The sequence below is a fragment of the Flavobacterium palustre genome, from assembly GCF_014639535.1.
In the GTDB taxonomy this organism is placed as follows: Bacteria; Bacteroidota; Bacteroidia; order Flavobacteriales; family Flavobacteriaceae; genus Flavobacterium; species Flavobacterium palustre.
In genome coordinates this window covers 247,071-265,072 of sequence record NZ_BMGA01000002.1, presented here as the reverse complement: position 1 = coordinate 265,072, position 18,002 = coordinate 247,071, and the positions used below count along the sequence as shown (strand labels likewise).

Below are 18,002 nucleotides of genomic sequence, written 5' to 3'. Positions count from 1 at the left end.
GTTGATACTATTTAATATATCAATGACTTGCTTCTATAGTTTAAATTATAATTAAATATCAAATGACAGATTTAAGAGGAAAAGTAGCGTTTATTACAGGAGGTAGTAAAGGAATAGGATATGGGGTAGCTGCCTCTCTTTTGAAAGAGGGAATGAAAGTAGCAATTACAGGTCGCTCGCAACAGGCTTTGGATGAAGCTGTATCTCGATTAAGTTCTGACGATGTACTGGCACTAGAGGCTGATGTGCGTAGTTTTGACTCTCAACAACAAGCCGTTCAAAAAACAATTGAAAAGTGGGGAAAGATTGATTTATTAGTAGCCAATGCAGGTATAGGGCATTATACATCTATTGAAGATCTTACTCCTGATTTATGGAACGAAACTATTGATACCAACCTAACAGGTGTATTTTATAGTGTAAAAGCTTCATTAGAAGCATTGAAAAAAAGTAAAGGCTATATTATCACCATTTCTAGTTTAGCAGGAATTAGCTTCTCTGCTGGAGGTTCGGCCTATAATGCGAGTAAGTTTGGTCTCACAGGTTTTAGTCAGGCAATTATGCTTGATTTAAGAAAATATGATGTGAAGGTTTCTACGATTTTGCCTGGATCTGTAGCATCCAATTTTAATAATCATATTCCATCCGAAACAGATAATTGGAAAATTCAACCAGAAGATATAGGCGAAATAATAATTGATGTGATGAAAATGACCCCTCGAACACTTCCTAGTAAAATAGAAGTGAGACCTAGTGCACCTCCGTCTGCTAAATAATATATGACTATCCGTAACTAATACCTAGCAGATAGAATTAGCCACAGATTAAAAAGATTTACACAGATTTTTAAAAAAGTGTAATGAAATCTGTGAGAATCTGTGTAATCAATGGCAAAAAAAATATATAGTACTCTTTACGGACAGTCATAAAATAATTATTATTTATTGAGGCTGTATAAAAAAAGTTACCGAATTTGTAAATTACATATTTAACAATAAATTTAATTATAAATAATAAGGCACATTGATGAGCCTCATTATTTTTTACCTTTGTATTATGGCAACAAAACAAATCAATAAAAACGCTGAAATTGTTTTCAGCTGTAGCGGATCTACTCGTCACAATACCGAAATGATTTCGGAGGAACATTGTGTTGTTCGGGTGTTGTCGGGCGAATTAAAAGTGATTCAGTCAAATAAAACCTATGTTTTTGGGTTGGGCGAAACGCTTCTTTTTCCAAGAAATCAACTATCTACGTTAGTAAAGTCCGATAAAGACGGTTTGCCTTACAGAGCCATTGTAGTAAAACTGACACAGGACGTTTTAAGGGCATTTTACGAACAAAAAAAATTGCAAGCCACTCTGGTTTCTAAAACCGATTACATCATTCCATTGTCCCAAAGTCCTTTACTCGACAGTTTTTTTGCTTCGATCTTGCCGTATTTCGACCTGAACTACAAATTGCCGCAAGAGCTTTCCCAATTGAAAATTCAGGAAGCGATTACCGTTTTGCGCTCCATAAACCAAGACATCGACAATATTTTATCCGACTTTTCAGAGCCTCATAAAATCAACTTGGTCGAATTTATGGAACGTAATTATATGTTCAATATGCCAATAGAAAAATTTGGCTACCTGACCGGACGAAGTTTGACGACTTTTAAACGTGACTTCAAAAAGGCTTTCAATACAACACCACAAAAATGGATTACCCAAAAAAGACTGGAACTAGCCCGTTTTCAAATAACTGAAAAAAAGAGAAAACCTATTGATGTTTTTTATGAAGTGGGTTTTGAAAACTTATCCCATTTCTCTTTTGCTTTCAAAAAGCAATTTGGTAAAAGCCCTACGGAGTTTGTAAATCACAATCTGAGATAATCATATTATTCAATTCAAAAACCATTCTTTATTTAGGACTTCTTTATTGAGCATTTTAGAGATATTTTGCTTGTTCCTTTTTTGGAAGCGATTCTAACACTAACCGATAAGATTCCTTAACAAGTTTTAGGATATTTTTATCATCTAAATCGGTATTGAAATATACTGAAATCCAATGTTTGTGATTCATATGATAGCCGGGGCGGATAGCGTCGTATTGAATGCGTAATTCTTCAATTAAATCGGGTTCTGATTTTAGAACACAGAAGTCAAAAACCTCAATGTTTACAAGGCAAAACCATTTATCACCAATAGAGAAGACAAGTAAATTACGATCGTATTGGCTTGTTGCTTTTCCAAATGGCATTTTTTCAGTCACACCATTTAGAGATAGACAATATTTCCTAAAATCCTCAACATTCATACCTTATTAATTTTAAAATTAAACCGCTTCTTTGACATAATTTTTTGCTTAAAAATTGCTATAAATGACCGCTCCATTTTGTTTAATTCAAAAACCGCTCTCTGTATTCGGTGGGTGTTTGTCCTACTTCTTTTTTGAACAGCCTTGAAAAATACGGAGCATTTTCAAAGCCCAATTGATAGGCTGTTTCTGCTACGGTTTTATCGGTACTCATTAATAATTTTTTGGCTTCCATAACCAATGCAATGTGTATGTGTTCCAAAGCTGTTTTGCCTGTTTCTTGTTTCAGTAAATCGCTTAAATACCTTGGCGATAAGTTTAATTTTTCGGCCATATATTTTACGGTTGGCAAACCATTTTTTTGAAAACTCCCATTTTCAAAATAAGTAGTCAAAACATCAGTAAATTTTGAAACCGTTGTACCTGAAAGAACTGCTCTGTTTAAAAATTGTCGTTTGTAAAACCGTTGCGAATATTTCAAAATGGAATCAATATGCGTAATCATTATATCTCTGCTAAAATCATCCTGATTGTTGTAATATTCCGATTTTATTTTATTGAACAAGTCCCAAATAATTTCCTCTTCCTTTGGTGATAAATGCAGGGCTTCGTTGACTTCGTAATCAAAATATCCGTATTTTTTTATCTCGGAATAAAGATTAGAATTGAATAAAAAATCCTCGTGAATGTAGAGCAAAAATCCTTTTTCAGCATTTTTTAAATTATCCATTTTAATTTTCTGATGAGGCTTTACAAATGCCATTGAGCCATTGTCGTGGTCATATTTAGTTTTGCCATAAAAAAGAGTACCTGTTTCAAATTTATTATATGAAATGCCGTAAAATGCCATTGTAAACTCTTTTTCTACAAAGGGGCAATCTTCGGCTTGCTCAAAAGTTAATACCCCCAATAACGGATTCTCTGGGGGAGGGAATTCGTTAGCTTTAAATAACTCACTAATGGTTTTATAATGTGTCATAGATTTTATTATTTTTTTGCAAATTTCGCCACCGTTATTGTAGGCTTGCCTAGTTCGTCCCAAGTTTTTTGAGCTTCAAAGGTTTCTTTGTTGTTGTTCATTACCGTTATTAATGGCACAACATACCGTAAAGGCTTTATAAACAAAGATAAAAATTTAGCCATCCCGATTGGTAATTTTGCAATAGTTAATTTTTCTTTGGTATGGTTTTCTACAAAAATTTTGGTCGCTTCTGTAGTTGTCAATGGCTCTAAGCCTTGTACAGCATATTCTCTATTCAATGATTGCTCAGTTTTGAAGGCGTTGGCTACTTGTTTACCAAAATCTTCGGCATCTATCCACCACGATTTTTCATTTGATTTTCCGATGATGTTTACCTTATTTCCATCTCTCATACCTCCATTAAAATTTTGCATAAAATTGGCAGGATAAAATATTGTATAAGGAATCCCTGAATTTTTAATTTTTTGAGCCGCTTGTTTTTTGGCTTTCATCGCCCACCAATCGCCATTGTAATTTCTTGCCAAAAACGAGGATAAAAATCCAACTCGTTTTACAGATGATGCTTTAAGGGCAGCAATAATATTATCCACTCCACCGACTTCAGGATTAAATCCGTTTTCGGTATCGTTTGAGCCTGAAGATATACTGATATAAACCGCATCGGCATCTTTGATGGATTCAGTAATGTCAGATTTATTTTTGAGGTCGCCTTGCACAAAATCTATACCCGATGGAAAAATATGTTTTTCTTTTTCAATGTTTCTTACAAAAGCTGTTACTTCAAAACCCGCTTTTATCAATTCTTTGGTTACAGGAGTACCTATCATTCCTGTTGCTCCAATTACTGTTATTTTATTAATCATTGTTTAATTTTTTAAAATTTAGATGGAGTTAGAAACTTCAGTCATTTTCGGATAATCAGTATATCCTTTTTCTCCGGAAGTGTAAAAAGTGTCTGGGTCAGGTGCATTAAGTGCAGCATCGGACTTAAAACGTTCAACTAAATCAGGATTCGCAATAAACGGAACCCCAAAAGCTACCAAATCTGCATCGCCAGAGGCTATAACCTGATTGGCTGTTTCTTTGGTGTAACGAACATTTGTGATGATAGTGCCTTTGTAAAATTCGCGAAAATGTTTGGCTACTTTTTGAATAGCCAAATCCACTTTTGAAACATCTGTAAAAGGCTCTGTAAGATGTATGTAGGCTAAATTATAATCATTTAATCGCTTTGCAATATAGTTATACAAAGCAATAGTCTCATCATCAGCTTCAATGCCCATAATTCCGTGAACTGAAGGGTTAAAACGAATTCCAACTTTAGAAAGATCAATTACTGTTTTTAATTCGTCTAGTATTTCAAAAATTATACGAGCTCTATTTTCTATAGAACCCCCATATTCATCTGTCCTATGATTTGAATTTTTATGTAAAAATTGCTGTAACAAAAAACCATTGGCACTGTGTATTTCTACACCATCAAATCCAGCCTCAAAAGCGTTGAGTGCTGCTTGCTTAAAATCATTTATCGTTCTTTTTATATCGGCAATGGTCATTGCCTGTGCTTCTACCGTATCCTTAAAGCCTTCAAATGTAAATACTTGTTGGTAAGGATTAACAGTCGATGGGCCAAGTGGTTTGTTCCCGTTTTGCAAATCAGGATGTGAAATAGCTCCTGTATGCCATAATTGGGCAAAAATACTTCCTCCTTCTTGGTGTACAGCTTGGGTTGTTAATTTCCAACCTTCTATTTGCTCTTTTGAATAAATGGCAGGTACATTAATATAGCCAACGGCTTCGGGACTGATGAAAGTTCCTTCTGTAATGATTAGTCCTGCCGATGCTCGCTGTCTGTAATATTCTGCAATGAGTTCTGTGGCAGCGTTACCTTCATTATCAGCTCTAGAGCGGGTCATAGGTGCCATTACAATACGATTTCTTAATTGTAACCCATTCAAATTGTAGGGTTCGAAAATTGTTTTGCTCATTATTTTATTTTTTATGATTATTTAATGATGCAAAGCTACTATCGAAGTTGTCCTCGCTTGTTATACAAAAGTGGGAAGGTGTGATACGTTTTTACGGAGGTTTTGTATATATGGGGTGGGGTATTGATGTGAATTGAATCTATACATCTGAAAAAAAACTCAAAAAACGATTAAAAATTTATCTCTAAAAACACTGCAAAACGATTAATTTTATTGCTGTTCTTATTTTTTTTCAAAAAAATGAACGTTGTTCAAAAATAAAACATATCTTTGTTGAATAATATTTTTTGATATATGAGTGTAGCTGATAGAAAAGCAAGGGAAAAAGAAGCATTAAAAATGCTTATTCTAAAAGGAGCAAAAAAACTTTTTATAGAAAAAGGGATTGAACAGACTACCATAAGAAATATTGCTGACGAGATTGATTATAGCGTAGGTACGGTATATGTATATTTTAAAGACAAAAATGCCATTTTACACGATTTACATTCGATCGGATTTCAGGAATTAGGTGGTTATTTTAAAGATTTATTCAAAATAGAAGATCCTATGGAACGTCTTCGAAAAATGGGCTTTGTTTACATCAAATTTGCTATAGAAAATTCTGAAATGTATGACCTGATGTTCAATCTTAAGGCTCCAATTGAATTTTTAACAAACTGCGATAATGAAGATTGGGATGAAGGAGTAACAACCTTTGGGGCTTTAAAAGAAACGGTCAATCAGTGTATGCAAAAAGGGCATTTTGAGGGAAATTCATTAGAAGCTTTATCTTTCATGATCTGGAGTTTAGTTCATGGAATGTGCTGCCTTGAAATCAGACAGAGAACCAAAGGTGTGAAATTCACTAATCCAGACACCATTCTATATGATGGGTATAATGAGTTTTTAAAAATAATAGATAAAATGTAATTTTTTTTGTTCAATATTTTGAACAATGTTCAATAAGTAAACAATGTAATATTATGAAAATAGTAACTTATCTTTTTTTATGTTTTGGGCTTAGTACTTATTCCCAAAATCAACTTGAGGACTATATTAAAATAGGTCTTCAAAACAATGAAGTTGTAAAACAGCACAATTTTGATATTAACAGAAGTATTTGGGCTTTGAAAGAAGCAAAGAGTCTTTTTTATCCAATTACATCAATTAATGCAAATTATACTGTTGCTGATGGAGGAAGAACCATTGATATTCCAATTGGCGATATGCTTAATCCTGTATATGCAACTTTAAATCAAATAACAAATTCCAATGCCTTTCCAACATTAGAAAATCAGTCTGTTTTGATTAATCCGAATAATTTCTACGATGCAAAGATTCATACAACAATGCCGCTGTTGAATTATGAGATTATTTATAACAAAAGAATTAAAGCTTATCAAAATGACCTCCAAAAAGTGGAACTTGATATTTACAAAAGAGAGCTGGTAAAGGACATCAAGATTGCTTATTATAAATTCATACAGTCCACAGAAGCGATATCTATTTACGAAATTGCTTTAAAACTTACATTAGAAAATCAAAGAGTAAATCAATCTTTATTCAAGAATGATAAAATAAACCGTACTGCTGTTTTACGAAGCGATAATGAGGTAAAACGCATCGAAGCCAAATTAGAAGAAGCCAGACAAAATAGTAAAAATGCTCAGGCCTATTTCAATTTTTTAATCAATCAAAAGCTCGATACCGAAATAGCATTCGATAAGGACAATACTCTTATTCCTATTGATTTTTATTCTGAAAATACAAAAACGAGAGAAGAATTTTCGAAACTAAAAACAGCTTCAGAAATAAACACTACGCTATCAAAACTAACGCAGTCCTATTGGTTTCCAAAATTAAGTGGTTTTATAGACTTGGGCTTACAAGATTTTGATTTTGAAGTTAATAAACAATCCCGTTATTATTTTGGAGGTGTTGCTTTGGAGTGGAACATTTTCTCTGGAAATAAAAACAAATACAAACTCAAACAGATTCAGGAAGAAAGAAAAAGCATTAATTCCCAAACAGACAATGTTAGACAACAACTACTATTACAATATGAAATAAACAGAAATAACCTATTGTCAAAAATCGAACTCTATAAGTCGGAGAAAAATCAAAATGTGGCAGCCAAAAAATACAACGATGATATTTCAAAGCTGTATAAAGAAGGACAGGTTATTTATATAGAAGTCTTAGATGCTCAAAACCAATACATCAACTCTCTTCTTAATTCAAATATTGCTTTCTATGACACCTGGATTGCTTTTGCAGAATTAGAAAGAGCCAATGCAACTTATAATATTAACTTTTAAAAATTACTAAAATGAAAATAAATAAAATTTTAATTCTTTTCACAATTATCAGTGTAATGTCTTGCAATAAGGCAAAAGATAAAGCAGAAAACACAGAAGTCATCCCTGTTAAAACGTTTGATCTAAGGAATGTAAATAACAGCAGCAGTATTATATCAACCGGTTTAATAACTACTGAGAATGAGACTAAACTTGCTTTCAAAGTAGGTGGTGTAATTGACAGAATATATGTAAAAGAAGGACAATCTTTTAGTAAAGGCCAATTATTGGCAACATTAAAACTAACTGAAATCGAAGCTCAGGTTACACAAGCTAAATTGGGCTATGAAAAAAGCAAAAGAGATTATAATAGAATTTACAGCTTGCATAAAGACAGTGTAGCTACATTAGAGCAATTGCAAAATACAAAGACATTGCTTGAAATTGCAGAAAAATCATTTGAACAAGCCAAATTCAATAAAAAGTATGCTTATATCTATGCTACTTCATCCGGATTTGTAACAGAAAAAACAGCAAATGAAGGCGAAATTATACAAGGAGGTTCCCCTGTCCTTACTATTAACGAAAATAACAATCAAAAAAATTGGATTGTAAAAATCGGAGTTTCTGATAGTGATTGGGTTACTATTAATGAAAATAATTCCTGTAAAATTGAAGTTAATGGTAAATCCTACTCTGGTATTGTATCTCAAAAAAGTAAAGCGGTAGACAGCAATTCGGGTACTTTTCAAATTGAAATAAAAATTCAAAATGCTACTAAAGATTTAGCCGTAGGAATGTTTGCCAAAGTAATTATAAATGTTGCCGGCAATAAAAATAGTAATGCTATTCCATACGATGCCGTTATAGAGGCTAATGGAAAAAATGCTTTCGTATTTATTCCAACATCAAATACTACGGTGAAGAAAATCCCAATTAAAATTGAAAGTTTTAATGACAAAGAAGTAATTGTTGCCAACGGATTAGAGAATGCTTCAAGTGTTGTTATTGGTAATTCTCCGTTCCTGAATGAAAAATCAAAAATCAAAATCATAAAATAACATGAACCTTACCAATTTTACAGTCAAAAATTACCAGTTTACTTTAGTAGTATTCATCATGGTAGCAGTTGTGGGTTTTGTTACTTTATTCACAATGCCAAGAGCTGAAGACCCTCAAATTAATCCTCCATCTTATCCGGTAGTAGTTGTTTATCCCGGAACCAGCCCAAAAGACATGGAGGAATTAGTTGTAAAACCAATTGAAAATAAATTATATGAGTTAGATAATGTTGACAAAATTGTAACTTCTATTGAAGATGGTTTGGCCATCATTCAGGTAGATTTTAAATATGGCGAAGATGTTGACAATAAATATCAGGAAGTAATTAGAGAAGTAAACAATTTAAGAAGTGAATTACCGCAGGATATTCACAAAATTGATATTCGAAAAGTAGATCCTTCGGATGTAAATATTTTCCAAGTTGCTTTAATTTCAGAGAACGCATCATATAAAGACTTAAAGGACTTAGGGGATGATTTAAAAGAAAAGTTAGAGAAAGTAAAGGAACTAAAAAAAGTTAAAGTATCGGGAGCACCAGAAGAGACTATCAGAATTGATTTAAAACTGGATAAAATAGCTGAGTTAAAAATTCCGTTAAACGTTGTTATTGGAAGTTTGCAAAGCGAAGCTCTTAACATTCCTGGAGGAAGTTTAGAAGCCGGAAATAAGACATTCAACGTGAAAACCAGCGGAAAGTTTAAAGATATTGAAGATATTGAAAACACTGTAGTTTACAACGGTAACGGTAAAATTATTACGCTAAAGGAAGTTGCAAAAGTTGATTATAAATTAGAAGAAGAAAAGCATATTACAAGACTAAATGGACAACGATGTGTACTAGTTTCTGCCGCTCAAAAAGTAGGAGCTAATATTAGCAGTACGCAGAAGAAATCATTGCCAATTATTGCTGAGTTTGAAAAAATATTACCCAAGAATGTAGCCTTAGTCAAAAACTTTGATCAGGCTAACAATGTTGCCTTACGCCTTTCTGGATTAGGTATAGATTTTATCATTGCATTAGGTTTAGTGTTAATTACGCTTTTACCTCTAGGAACTCGTGCATCCATTGTTGTAATGATTGCTATTCCTTTATCATTAGCATTGGGGTTAATTGGTCTAAATGCTTTTGGGTTTTCTTTAAATCAGTTAAGTATTGTTGGGCTTGTTGTTTCGTTAGGGCTTTTAGTAGATGACAGTATTGTTGTGGTTGAAAATATTGAACGATGGCTCAGAGAAGGACACACTAAAAGAGAAGCTGCCATAAAAGCAACAAAACAAATTACATTAGCTGTTATTGGCTGTACCGCAACATTGGTAATCTCATTTTTGCCTTTACTGTTTTTACCTGCAGGTCCGGGCGAATTCATTCGTGGCTTACCTATGGCAGTAATATCTACTATTCTTGCCTCTATGCTGGTTTCTTTGACTTTAGTTCCGTTTTTATCCAGCAGAATTTTAAAAGAGCATCATAATGGCGAAGGAAACATTTTTCTTCAATATTTACAAAAATTTATTAACAGAACCTACACTCGATTAATGCATAAAGCTTTGGAAAAACCAATGTTAACTTTAATTATTACGGTAGTATTATTTGTTGGTTCGGTATCACTTTTCCCTGTAATAGGTTTTAAACTATTCCCTTCGTCTGAAAAACCAATTTTTTTGGTCAATATAAGAATGCCGTTGCAAACTAGTTTGGAAGAAAGTAAAAGGATAACTAAGTTAGTTGAAAGTGATATTGTTAAATATGAGGAAATAAAATACTTCACTTCAAATATTGGAAAAGGCAATCCTCAAATTTATTATAATGTGCCACAACAAGAGGAGAAAAATGATTTTGCTCAACTTTTTGTTCAATTAGAGGATGATGCAAAACCAAAAAGTAAAATTGAACTCATAGAGAAACTTCGTAAACAATTCAAAAATTTTCCATTAGCAAAAGTAGAAATCAAAGATTTTGAACAAGGACCACCTATTGAAGCTCCAATATCAGTTAGAGTCTTTGGGGATAATTTGGACACCTTGAGAAAATTATCATTTGATGTTGAAAAAATTGTAAAATCTAACTCAGGTACAATCTATGTAAATAATGATTTGAATACATTAAAAACAGATATTAAAGTTAATATCAATCGAGAAAAAGCAAGAACTCTCGGTGTTTTTACTTCAGACATTGATAAAACAATTCGATTAGCCGTGGCTGGTATATCTATAGGAACATATACAGATGATGATGGTGATGACTTTGAAATTGTAGTGAATACTCCTAAAGGCGACAAAGCAACATTAAATGTTTTAACCAATTTATATGTAAATAATGCAGTTGGAACTCCTATTCCGCTAAAACAAATAGCTAATATTGAATTTGTTACTTCACCAAACAACATTAATCACTTTGACAAAAACCGATTTATAAAAATTACTGCTTCTACTAAAGATGGTATTTTAGCGAATGATGTGTTAAAAGACATCGTTCCAAAATTGGATAATCTAAAAATGCCAAAAGGATATTATTATAAATTATCTGGAGAAGCAGAAAGTGAAGGAGATGCTTTTGGAGGAAACTTTATTACTGTAATCATTCTAACCGTTTTCTTATTTATTGCGGTTCTTATTTTACAATTCAAGACATTCAAAGGAATTTTAATTGTACTCTCTGTAATTCCACTTGGGGTTATTGGAGGTGTAATCATGTTATGGTTGTCTGGAAATCCTATGTCCTTTATTGCAATTATTGGATTTATTGGATTGGCAGGTATTGAAGTAAAAAATTCCATTTTGTTGGTTGATTTCACTAATCAGTTACGAATGGATGGTGTACCCTTAGGAGAGGCTATTGAAAAAGCAGGAGAAATACGTTTTTTACCAGTTGTTCTAACATCACTAACAGCCATTGGTGGTTTAATACCACTTGCAATGAATCCTAATCCGCAAATATCACCTTTAGCTTTAGTATTAATTGGAGGCTTAATCAGTTCAACAATTTTATCAAGAATTGTTACACCTGTAATGTATAAACTGATACCTCCAAGTATTGAAAAATAATAATTACAATAATAATTAAGATTATAAACAATAAAAAATAAGTTAAAAAATGAAAAAAACAATTTTAATAACAGGAGCATCATCAGGCTTTGGCTTACTGCTAGCAGAGAATTTACATCAACAAGGTCATAATGTAATTGGTACAAGTCGTAATCCAGATAAACTGCAAGCCACTGTTCCCTTTAAAGTATTGGCTTTGGATATTTCTAATGAGAATTCAATTAAAGAATTTACAAAGCAACTTTTTGAAACCGTAGATCAATTAGATGTTTTGGTTAATAATGCGGGTTATATGCTCATTGGATTAGCAGAGGAAACATCAACAGAAGAAGGGAGACTTCAATTTGAAACTAACTTTTGGGGAACTGTAAATGTAACAAAAGCAATATTGCCTTATTTCAGAAAACAAAAGTTTGGCCAGATTATTACAGTTAGCTCAATGATGGGGCTTTTATCTTTGCCTATGCACCCAATATATGCTGCATCCAAACATGCTTTAGAAGGATTCTTTAAATCATTGCGTTTTGAGGTAAGCCAATTTAATATCAATGTTAGTATGGTACAGCCTATGTGGGCAAAAACAAATATTGGCACAAATATGATTTCTGTTGATGGAAATATACCAGAATACAAGAACTATAAAGAGCAAGTGAATAAGTATATCAAAAATGGTTTGGCAAATGGAGATGAGCCTTCTATAATAGTGAACAAAATTATTAAAGTGATTAATGCTAAAAAACCAAAGTTCCGAAACATTGTAGGGAAAATGGCGGGAATAGTACTATTCCTTAATAATTACGTCTATACACAGTTTGAAGGAGCAATATATAAAAGTGTAAAAACAGCAAAATAAATCATCTTAAATATGAATACAATGGAGAAAATTCGTAACGAATCAGAACAAGGTGAGTCCATTTCAAAAACCAAAGACACTGTCTCTCGTACAACGACTCTTGCACACATGGAGTTCGAACACGTCACCTTCGACCTGCCTCACGGCACCTTTCATGCGCTGCAAGGTGGTGATCCCAATGGTCAACCAACTATCTTCTTGCACGGCTTCCCAGACCATCCGCCGACCGCGAGGCTCTTCCTAGCGGAGCTCGGCCGCCGCGGACGTTACGTCGTCGCACCTTGGCTTCGCGGTTACTCGCCGTCCCCGATTGCTGGGCCGTTCGACTTTGTATCCCTCACCAGCGACGTACTCGCGCTAATCGACCGTTGGTCTCCGGGACGGCCTGTCGAGTTGATTGGCCACGACTGGGGAGCCCTAATCACATACGATGTCTGTGTCACAGCACCGGAGAAGATTGTACGCGCGGTCGCGCTCACAATCCCTCACCCACTCACGTTCATGAGCCGACTAACGCACCTACCTCAGTTACGCCGGAGCTGGTACATGGGGCTTTTTCAATTTCCTGGAAGCGGCTGGGTAGCCACCGCTCGCGATCTTTCCCTCATTGACAACCTTTGGCGTCAATGGTCGCCCGGCTTCTCGCTCGATCCTGCTCTCAAGGCGGAGCTACATGAGCACCTGCGGGCGAGCATGCCTGCTCCTCTAAAGTACTACCGTGCGATGTTGCGACCTGGCATGCTTGGGGCAACGCGACGCATGTCTAAGCCAATCAAAGTGCCCTTGTTGCAGCTTTACGGTGCCAACGACGGCTGCATCCTCCCTGCACAGGTTGACGACCGACATCGTTTTGCCGCCCAGCATACGATGGAGGTCGTCCCAGACACTGGCCACTTCCTTCACATCGAGGCACCCGAGGCGATCGCGGAACGGATCGCGGCATGGAGCCTTACTACTTTAAAAAACGGCACACATCTATAAAACAAATGACTGAAGTGAAAAAAATATCAAGACGAGAACTGATAAAACAAGGGGGACTTGCTTTATCAGTTTTAGCTTTACCTTTTCCATTAATAACCTTTTCAAATTTTAACGAAATGACAGATAACAAAAATTTTGACGTAATCATAGTTGGCGGAAGCTACGCAGGACTTTCGGCAGCAATGGCTTTGGGACGATCATTAAGAAATGTTCTAATTATTGACAGCGGTTTGCCTTGTAACCGGCAAACACCCCATTCGCATAACTTCATTACACAAGACGGGGAAAAACCAGCTGTTATTGCAGAAAAAGCAAAAAAGCAAGTGTTGAAATACGACACGGTAAAATTTTTAACTGACTTTGCCGTTAGTGGAATAAAAACCGATAAAGGCTTTGAGATTTCAACTCAGTCAGGAAAAGTGTTTTCAGCTAAAAAACTCATTTTTGCAACAGGCTTAAAAGACATTATGCCAAATATTAAGGGATTTTCGGAATGTTGGGGAATTTCAGTTCTTCATTGTCCCTATTGCCACGGATATGAAGTAAAGAACGAAAAAACAGGGATTATAGCAAATGGATATGGTGCATTTCATTTTGCTCGACTCATTAGTAACTGGACAAAGGATTTAACCCTATTTACCAATGGAAAATCTCAATTGACACAGGAGCAAACCGATGAAATCAAAAGACACAATATTGCAATAGTTGAAAAGGAAATTTCCTCATTAAAACACAAAGAAGGTGTAATGGAAGAAATAATTTTTGCAGACAATTCCACTTTTCAATTGCAAACTATTTATTCAAGACCTCCTTTTGAACAACACTGTAAAATCCCCGAATTATTGGGCTGTGAATTAACAGATCAAGGGCTTATCAAAGTAGATGCATTTCAGAAAACAACAGTGGATAACGTCTTCGCTTGTGGAGACAGCACTAATCCTCTTCGCTCTGTACCATATGCTGTATCAACAGGAAATAATACAGGAGTATTTTTAAATAATGCTATGGTAGAAGAAGAATTTTTGGAAAATTAAATTGAAAGTAAAATGGAAAATAAAAGACTTCACTACTTCAAAGTCTTATTGAAAAACCATTTTCAGGAAATCTATCCCATTTACGAAATGGCTAAATGGGACAGCGATTTCTGTTGATGAAAATTAAATAATAAAATTTCTAAAAGTTAAAAGTTTGCTTTTATAAAACCTAATAAACATCTTTTCTCTTCAAACACCTTCCTCTGGGTTCATCGCCTTCATGAAGCACAATTTCAGAATGTAGAAACTCAGCTGCTGCGGCTGAATCTTTTACTTTGACAGCACTGCGAGCCAACATTTCTGTTTCAAATTCATTGAGTACAGTTTTTCTAATTCCGGCTTTTCTCCATTGTGATTGAGGTCGGCATTCTTTTGTGATGGTACGGGCTAGTGAGAGCGCATCTAACAAGGCCTGATTAGCTCCTTGCCCTTTAAATGGACTCATGGGGTGGGCAGCATCACCAATTAATGTTACTTGTCCGCTTTTCTTTAATAATTCGGAATCCAGTAATTCCCTGTCATACACAGGGTAACCGGAAATTTGGGTTTCTTGTGTTGCGGCTACAATTTGAGGAATAGGAGCGTGCCATTGGGTTCTTCGACAGGCTTCTTCTTTTAACGCCTGAGAACCCAAAGCGCTTAAAGCTTTAGCTTCATTTTCCGGCATTGGAAAACTAAGTTGCCACATTACCGAATCGGAAGTATAAGGCATGATATAGATTCGCTCATTGCCATTAGCAGTTTGAAATACTGTAGCGGAATCTAATAAAGCATTATCAAAGTTTTCAATAGCACTCAAAGGACAAATTCCTAATATCACAATACAATCTAAATAGCGCAAAGGAGTAGTTTCTTCACCAATTAACAACCTGCGCACCGTACTGCGAATACCGTCGGCTCCCACAACAAGATCGGCTTTGGAATGCGTTATTTCATTATTTACCTGAAAACTCAAATTAATACTTCCATCTTCGGATTTCTTAAAATCGATTAGTTGATGTCCCCATTTTACGGCATCATTGCCTTGCAGTTGTTCCAATAAAGCTAAACGTAGCGATTGTCGTGCAATATGTATGTTGGTTCGTTTGGGAGTTGTTTTTGTTTCTGATTGCAGCCACTTTCTAATTCCCCATTCGCCAATGACTTTTCCTTCTGTGGTATGAACCAAATGTCTTGTTGAAATTACGCCTTGATCTAAAAAAAGAATTCCCAAGCCTTCAATTGCTTTACTGGCTTGTTGCAAAGTCAATCCGTAACCCTGGGAACGGGCTTCAAAATTAGTATCACGCTCATAAAGTGTAAAAGGAATTCCACGGTGTAAACAGGCAACAGCCAGAGCCACACCACCAATACCACCACCAATGATAGCAAGATGCGGATAATTTTCTTTATCTGGAATAGGAGGAGAGACAGCCGGAATCAATCCGGATCCGTTACAATGAGTACAGAGAATTAAGTGACTCTTAGGAGGAAGGGGAGCTGTTCCTTCAGCGTTTGTTTTTTTAAATTGTTCTAATGCTGCCTGGTAACGAAGTCGGACTTTCTTGCTGATTCTTTGGCTTTTTTTGCCACGTCCTCGACATTCGGGACAAACAGTCCATTTTGTATCTTCGTTTTTTATTTTTCTCAATTCCTTATTATTTAATTTGAAAAACTTCTATTTTTCAATATTTTACCACTTTTTAAAGCTGTGCAAATTTAAGACAAAAAATACTATTATAGAAGTGGTCTTATTTTGTTGCTTTTAGGTTTTCTAATAGATAAGTATTTAACTTTCTATTAGTATTTTTATCTTCTTAAAAGCAGTTTATAATCTTTACTTTTGTATATACAAATAAGATGATTATTCATGACTGTAAATACACTTTCCCAAATCAAAATATCCGTTCTTGATTTAGCCATAGTTAGAGACGGAGGAAATGCAACCGATACTTTTAAAAATAGTTTGTCATTAGCCCAACATGCAGAAAAATGGGGTTATGAGCGGTTTTGGCTCGCCGAACATCACAATATGCAGGGCATTGCCAGTACAGCAACAGTGGTATTGATTGGACATATTGCTGCGGGAACTTCTACATTAAGAGTGGGTTCTGGGGGGATTATGCTTCCTAATCACGCTCCTTTGATTGTGGCGGAACAGTTTGGTACTTTGGCAACTCTTTTTCCTAATCGGATTGATTTAGGTTTGGGACGCGCCCCTGGAACCGATCAGTTTACGGCTGCAGCTTTAAAAAGAGACGAACATGCAGCTATGGAATTTCCTGCCAATGTAGAAGAATTACAACGTTATTTATCGGAAGGGAACAAAAATGGGAGAGTGAGGGCTTTTCCCGGAGAAGGTTTAGATATCCCAATTTGGATTCTCGGATCAAGTACCGAAAGTGCTTATTTGGCTGCGTCTTTGGGCTTACCTTATGCTTTTGCCAGTCATTTTGCTCCGGCACAATTGCATAATGCCTTGGCTATTTACAGAAGAAATTTTACGCCTTCGGAAAATTTAAAAAAACCTTATGTAATTGCCTGTGTGAATGTAATTGCCGCGGATACCAATAAAGAAGCCGAACGATTAGCCACTTCGTTTAAAAAGCTGTTTCTGGGTATTATAACCGGAAACAGACAGCAACTGAAAGAAGCTGTCGAACCGGACGAAGATTTTATGGATCCTATGGAAGAAGCAGCTTTACAGCAAATGATAAAATATACTTTTATTGGTGGTCCTGAAAAAATAAAAAGAGAATTAGAAAATTTTATCCAAATCACTCAAATAGATGAATTAATGGTAACAACTGCTGTTTATGAACATGAACCGAGATTGTATTCCTATGAAATTCTGGCGCAATTAAACAAAGAATAGCTGTTTTTTAGTTTGTTTTTCTACTTCAGTCCCAATTTAAATTTTAATTTTAAAAAAAGTAAAGCAATTGTATAGGCTCTTTCAGTAGTCGAATTAGCAGGTGTGGATTGAATTTTGTAAAAATCAGTCAGTTCATCTAATGACAATTCTTTATCGTCGGTAATTTCATTGAGTTTTCGATGCATAATATCAATATCCAAGGCCTCATTACGTAATTTTCCGCAATCAAGCCTTTCTAAAGTAGCGTTAATCATTGCAACGCTTGACTGAATCTGATGTCCCACAAGAATTCCGTTGCCTAAGTATTCAATAAAAGTTTTAAGAGCTTCCGGTTCTGATAATTTAAGCAATCTGCTTTCGATAATATATTCGTTGGAAAGATGATTATCATGTAAAAAACGGTACTGCAATAATATTGTTTCAAAACTGTCTTTAATTAAAATAGCATCATCTTCAACTGCAAAAGCGCTAATAAATGTTATGACGTCTTTTTCAGTCGAATTTCCTGTTGCATCAGTGGCCAGAATTACGTAACGCTTCGATTTTTTAGAAAATTTAGCCAAATAATCGTTCCAAAATTCCGGATATTCTTTATTGATATGTTTTAACCAGTCTAGCATCT

At 35.0% G+C, this 18,002-nt stretch carries 16 protein-coding genes; 10 read left to right on the top strand and 6 right to left on the bottom strand.

Annotation, left to right across the window (positions count from 1 at the left end; genetic code table 11):
* Window positions 1-62 precede the first annotated feature (62 nt).
* Together IEV84_RS05930 and IEV84_RS05925 are read left to right on the top strand one after the other, a co-directional pair.
* A complete protein-coding gene (locus IEV84_RS05930) occupies window positions 63-776 on the top strand; it encodes an SDR family oxidoreductase (RefSeq protein ID WP_188493375.1) in 714 nt (237 codons plus the stop codon).
* Window positions 777-1,056: 280 nt separating this feature from the next.
* Window positions 1,057-1,878 (top strand): helix-turn-helix domain-containing protein, encoded by an 822-nt coding sequence (locus IEV84_RS05925; RefSeq protein WP_188493374.1) that lies wholly within the window; start codon window positions 1,057-1,059, stop codon window positions 1,876-1,878.
* A gap of 55 nt (window positions 1,879-1,933) precedes the next feature.
* Here the strand turns inward: IEV84_RS05925 and IEV84_RS05920 are convergent, their stop codons facing one another.
* The 4 genes from IEV84_RS05920 to IEV84_RS05905 form a co-directional block, all read right to left on the bottom strand.
* Complete coding sequence (locus IEV84_RS05920) at window positions 1,934-2,302, bottom strand: MmcQ/YjbR family DNA-binding protein (protein ID WP_188493373.1); 369 nt, start codon at window positions 2,300-2,302, stop codon at window positions 1,934-1,936.
* Between the two features lie 82 nt (window positions 2,303-2,384).
* On the bottom strand, window positions 2,385-3,281 hold the full coding sequence (locus IEV84_RS05915; protein WP_188493372.1) for a helix-turn-helix domain-containing protein: 897 nt from the start codon (window positions 3,279-3,281) through the stop codon (window positions 2,385-2,387).
* An 8-nt stretch (window positions 3,282-3,289) separates the two neighbouring features.
* Window positions 3,290-4,147 (bottom strand): SDR family oxidoreductase, encoded by an 858-nt coding sequence (locus IEV84_RS05910; protein ID WP_188493371.1) that lies wholly within the window; start codon window positions 4,145-4,147, stop codon window positions 3,290-3,292.
* A gap of 18 nt (window positions 4,148-4,165) precedes the next feature.
* Entirely contained in the window at window positions 4,166-5,272 is a 1,107-nt protein-coding gene (locus IEV84_RS05905; RefSeq protein ID WP_188493370.1) for an alkene reductase, read from the bottom strand.
* Window positions 5,273-5,566: 294 nt separating this feature from the next.
* On the opposite strand from IEV84_RS05905, the gene IEV84_RS05900 reads away from it, so the two are divergent.
* The 7 genes from IEV84_RS05900 to IEV84_RS05870 are packed head-to-tail and all read left to right on the top strand — an operon-like array spanning window position 5,567 to window position 14,526.
* Entirely contained in the window at window positions 5,567-6,184 is a 618-nt protein-coding gene (locus IEV84_RS05900; RefSeq protein WP_188493369.1) for a TetR/AcrR family transcriptional regulator, read from the top strand.
* A 53-nt stretch (window positions 6,185-6,237) separates the two neighbouring features.
* Window positions 6,238-7,572, top strand: coding sequence for a TolC family protein (locus tag IEV84_RS05895; protein WP_188493368.1), 1,335 nt, complete (start codon window positions 6,238-6,240; stop codon window positions 7,570-7,572).
* Window positions 7,573-7,583: 11 nt separating this feature from the next.
* A complete protein-coding gene (locus tag IEV84_RS05890; RefSeq protein WP_188493367.1) occupies window positions 7,584-8,612 on the top strand; it encodes an efflux RND transporter periplasmic adaptor subunit in 1,029 nt (342 codons plus the stop codon).
* A 1-nt stretch (window position 8,613) separates the two neighbouring features.
* Window positions 8,614-11,658: an efflux RND transporter permease subunit gene (locus IEV84_RS05885; protein WP_188493366.1), complete on the top strand. Its 3,045-nt coding sequence runs from the start codon at window positions 8,614-8,616 to the stop codon at window positions 11,656-11,658.
* Window positions 11,659-11,707: 49 nt separating this feature from the next.
* Entirely contained in the window at window positions 11,708-12,511 is an 804-nt protein-coding gene (locus IEV84_RS05880) for an SDR family oxidoreductase (protein WP_188493365.1), read from the top strand.
* Between the two features lie 21 nt (window positions 12,512-12,532).
* Window positions 12,533-13,492, top strand: coding sequence for an alpha/beta fold hydrolase (locus tag IEV84_RS05875; protein ID WP_229732624.1), 960 nt, complete (start codon window positions 12,533-12,535; stop codon window positions 13,490-13,492).
* A gap of 5 nt (window positions 13,493-13,497) precedes the next feature.
* The gene (locus IEV84_RS05870) at window positions 13,498-14,526 is read left to right on the top strand and encodes an NAD(P)/FAD-dependent oxidoreductase (protein ID WP_188493364.1); all 1,029 of its coding nucleotides are present in this window, start codon (window positions 13,498-13,500) and stop codon (window positions 14,524-14,526) included.
* 169 nt (window positions 14,527-14,695) lie between these two features.
* On the opposite strand, the gene IEV84_RS05865 is transcribed toward IEV84_RS05870, so the two are convergent.
* Window positions 14,696-16,156: an FAD-dependent oxidoreductase gene (locus IEV84_RS05865; RefSeq protein ID WP_188493363.1), complete on the bottom strand. Its 1,461-nt coding sequence runs from the start codon at window positions 16,154-16,156 to the stop codon at window positions 14,696-14,698.
* A 219-nt stretch (window positions 16,157-16,375) separates the two neighbouring features.
* Here IEV84_RS05865 and IEV84_RS05860 point away from each other — a divergent pair, with 219 nt between their 5' ends.
* A complete protein-coding gene (locus IEV84_RS05860) occupies window positions 16,376-17,380 on the top strand; it encodes an LLM class flavin-dependent oxidoreductase (RefSeq protein ID WP_188493362.1) in 1,005 nt (334 codons plus the stop codon).
* A gap of 20 nt (window positions 17,381-17,400) precedes the next feature.
* Here the strand turns inward: IEV84_RS05860 and IEV84_RS05855 are convergent, their stop codons facing one another.
* The gene (locus IEV84_RS05855) at window positions 17,401-18,000 is read right to left on the bottom strand and encodes a 3'-5' exonuclease (RefSeq protein WP_188493361.1); all 600 of its coding nucleotides are present in this window, start codon (window positions 17,998-18,000) and stop codon (window positions 17,401-17,403) included.
* Between the last annotated feature and the right edge of the window lie 2 nt (window positions 18,001-18,002).

Bases quoted from the DNA above. Each gene is read 5' to 3' on its own strand.
- IEV84_RS05930 (WP_188493375.1), top strand. From the start codon at position 63: ATGACAGATTTAAGAGGAAAAGTAGCGTTTATTACAGGAGGTAGTAAA.
- IEV84_RS05925 (WP_188493374.1), top strand. From the start codon at position 1,057: ATGGCAACAAAACAAATCAATAAAAACGCTGAAATTGTTTTCAGCTGT.
- IEV84_RS05920 (WP_188493373.1), bottom strand. From the start codon at position 2,302: ATGAATGTTGAGGATTTTAGGAAATATTGTCTATCTCTAAATGGTGTG.
- IEV84_RS05915 (WP_188493372.1), bottom strand. From the start codon at position 3,281: ATGACACATTATAAAACCATTAGTGAGTTATTTAAAGCTAACGAATTC.
- IEV84_RS05910 (WP_188493371.1), bottom strand. From the start codon at position 4,147: ATGATTAATAAAATAACAGTAATTGGAGCAACAGGAATGATAGGTACT.
- IEV84_RS05905 (WP_188493370.1), bottom strand. From the start codon at position 5,272: ATGAGCAAAACAATTTTCGAACCCTACAATTTGAATGGGTTACAATTA.
- IEV84_RS05900 (WP_188493369.1), top strand. From the start codon at position 5,567: ATGAGTGTAGCTGATAGAAAAGCAAGGGAAAAAGAAGCATTAAAAATG.
- IEV84_RS05895 (WP_188493368.1), top strand. From the start codon at position 6,238: ATGAAAATAGTAACTTATCTTTTTTTATGTTTTGGGCTTAGTACTTAT.
- IEV84_RS05890 (WP_188493367.1), top strand. From the start codon at position 7,584: ATGAAAATAAATAAAATTTTAATTCTTTTCACAATTATCAGTGTAATG.
- IEV84_RS05885 (WP_188493366.1), top strand. From the start codon at position 8,614: ATGAACCTTACCAATTTTACAGTCAAAAATTACCAGTTTACTTTAGTA.
- IEV84_RS05880 (WP_188493365.1), top strand. From the start codon at position 11,708: ATGAAAAAAACAATTTTAATAACAGGAGCATCATCAGGCTTTGGCTTA.
- IEV84_RS05875 (WP_229732624.1), top strand. From the start codon at position 12,533: ATGGAGAAAATTCGTAACGAATCAGAACAAGGTGAGTCCATTTCAAAA.
- IEV84_RS05870 (WP_188493364.1), top strand. From the start codon at position 13,498: ATGACTGAAGTGAAAAAAATATCAAGACGAGAACTGATAAAACAAGGG.
- IEV84_RS05860 (WP_188493362.1), top strand. From the start codon at position 16,376: ATGACTGTAAATACACTTTCCCAAATCAAAATATCCGTTCTTGATTTA.
- IEV84_RS05855 (WP_188493361.1), bottom strand. From the start codon at position 18,000: ATGCTAGACTGGTTAAAACATATCAATAAAGAATATCCGGAATTTTGG.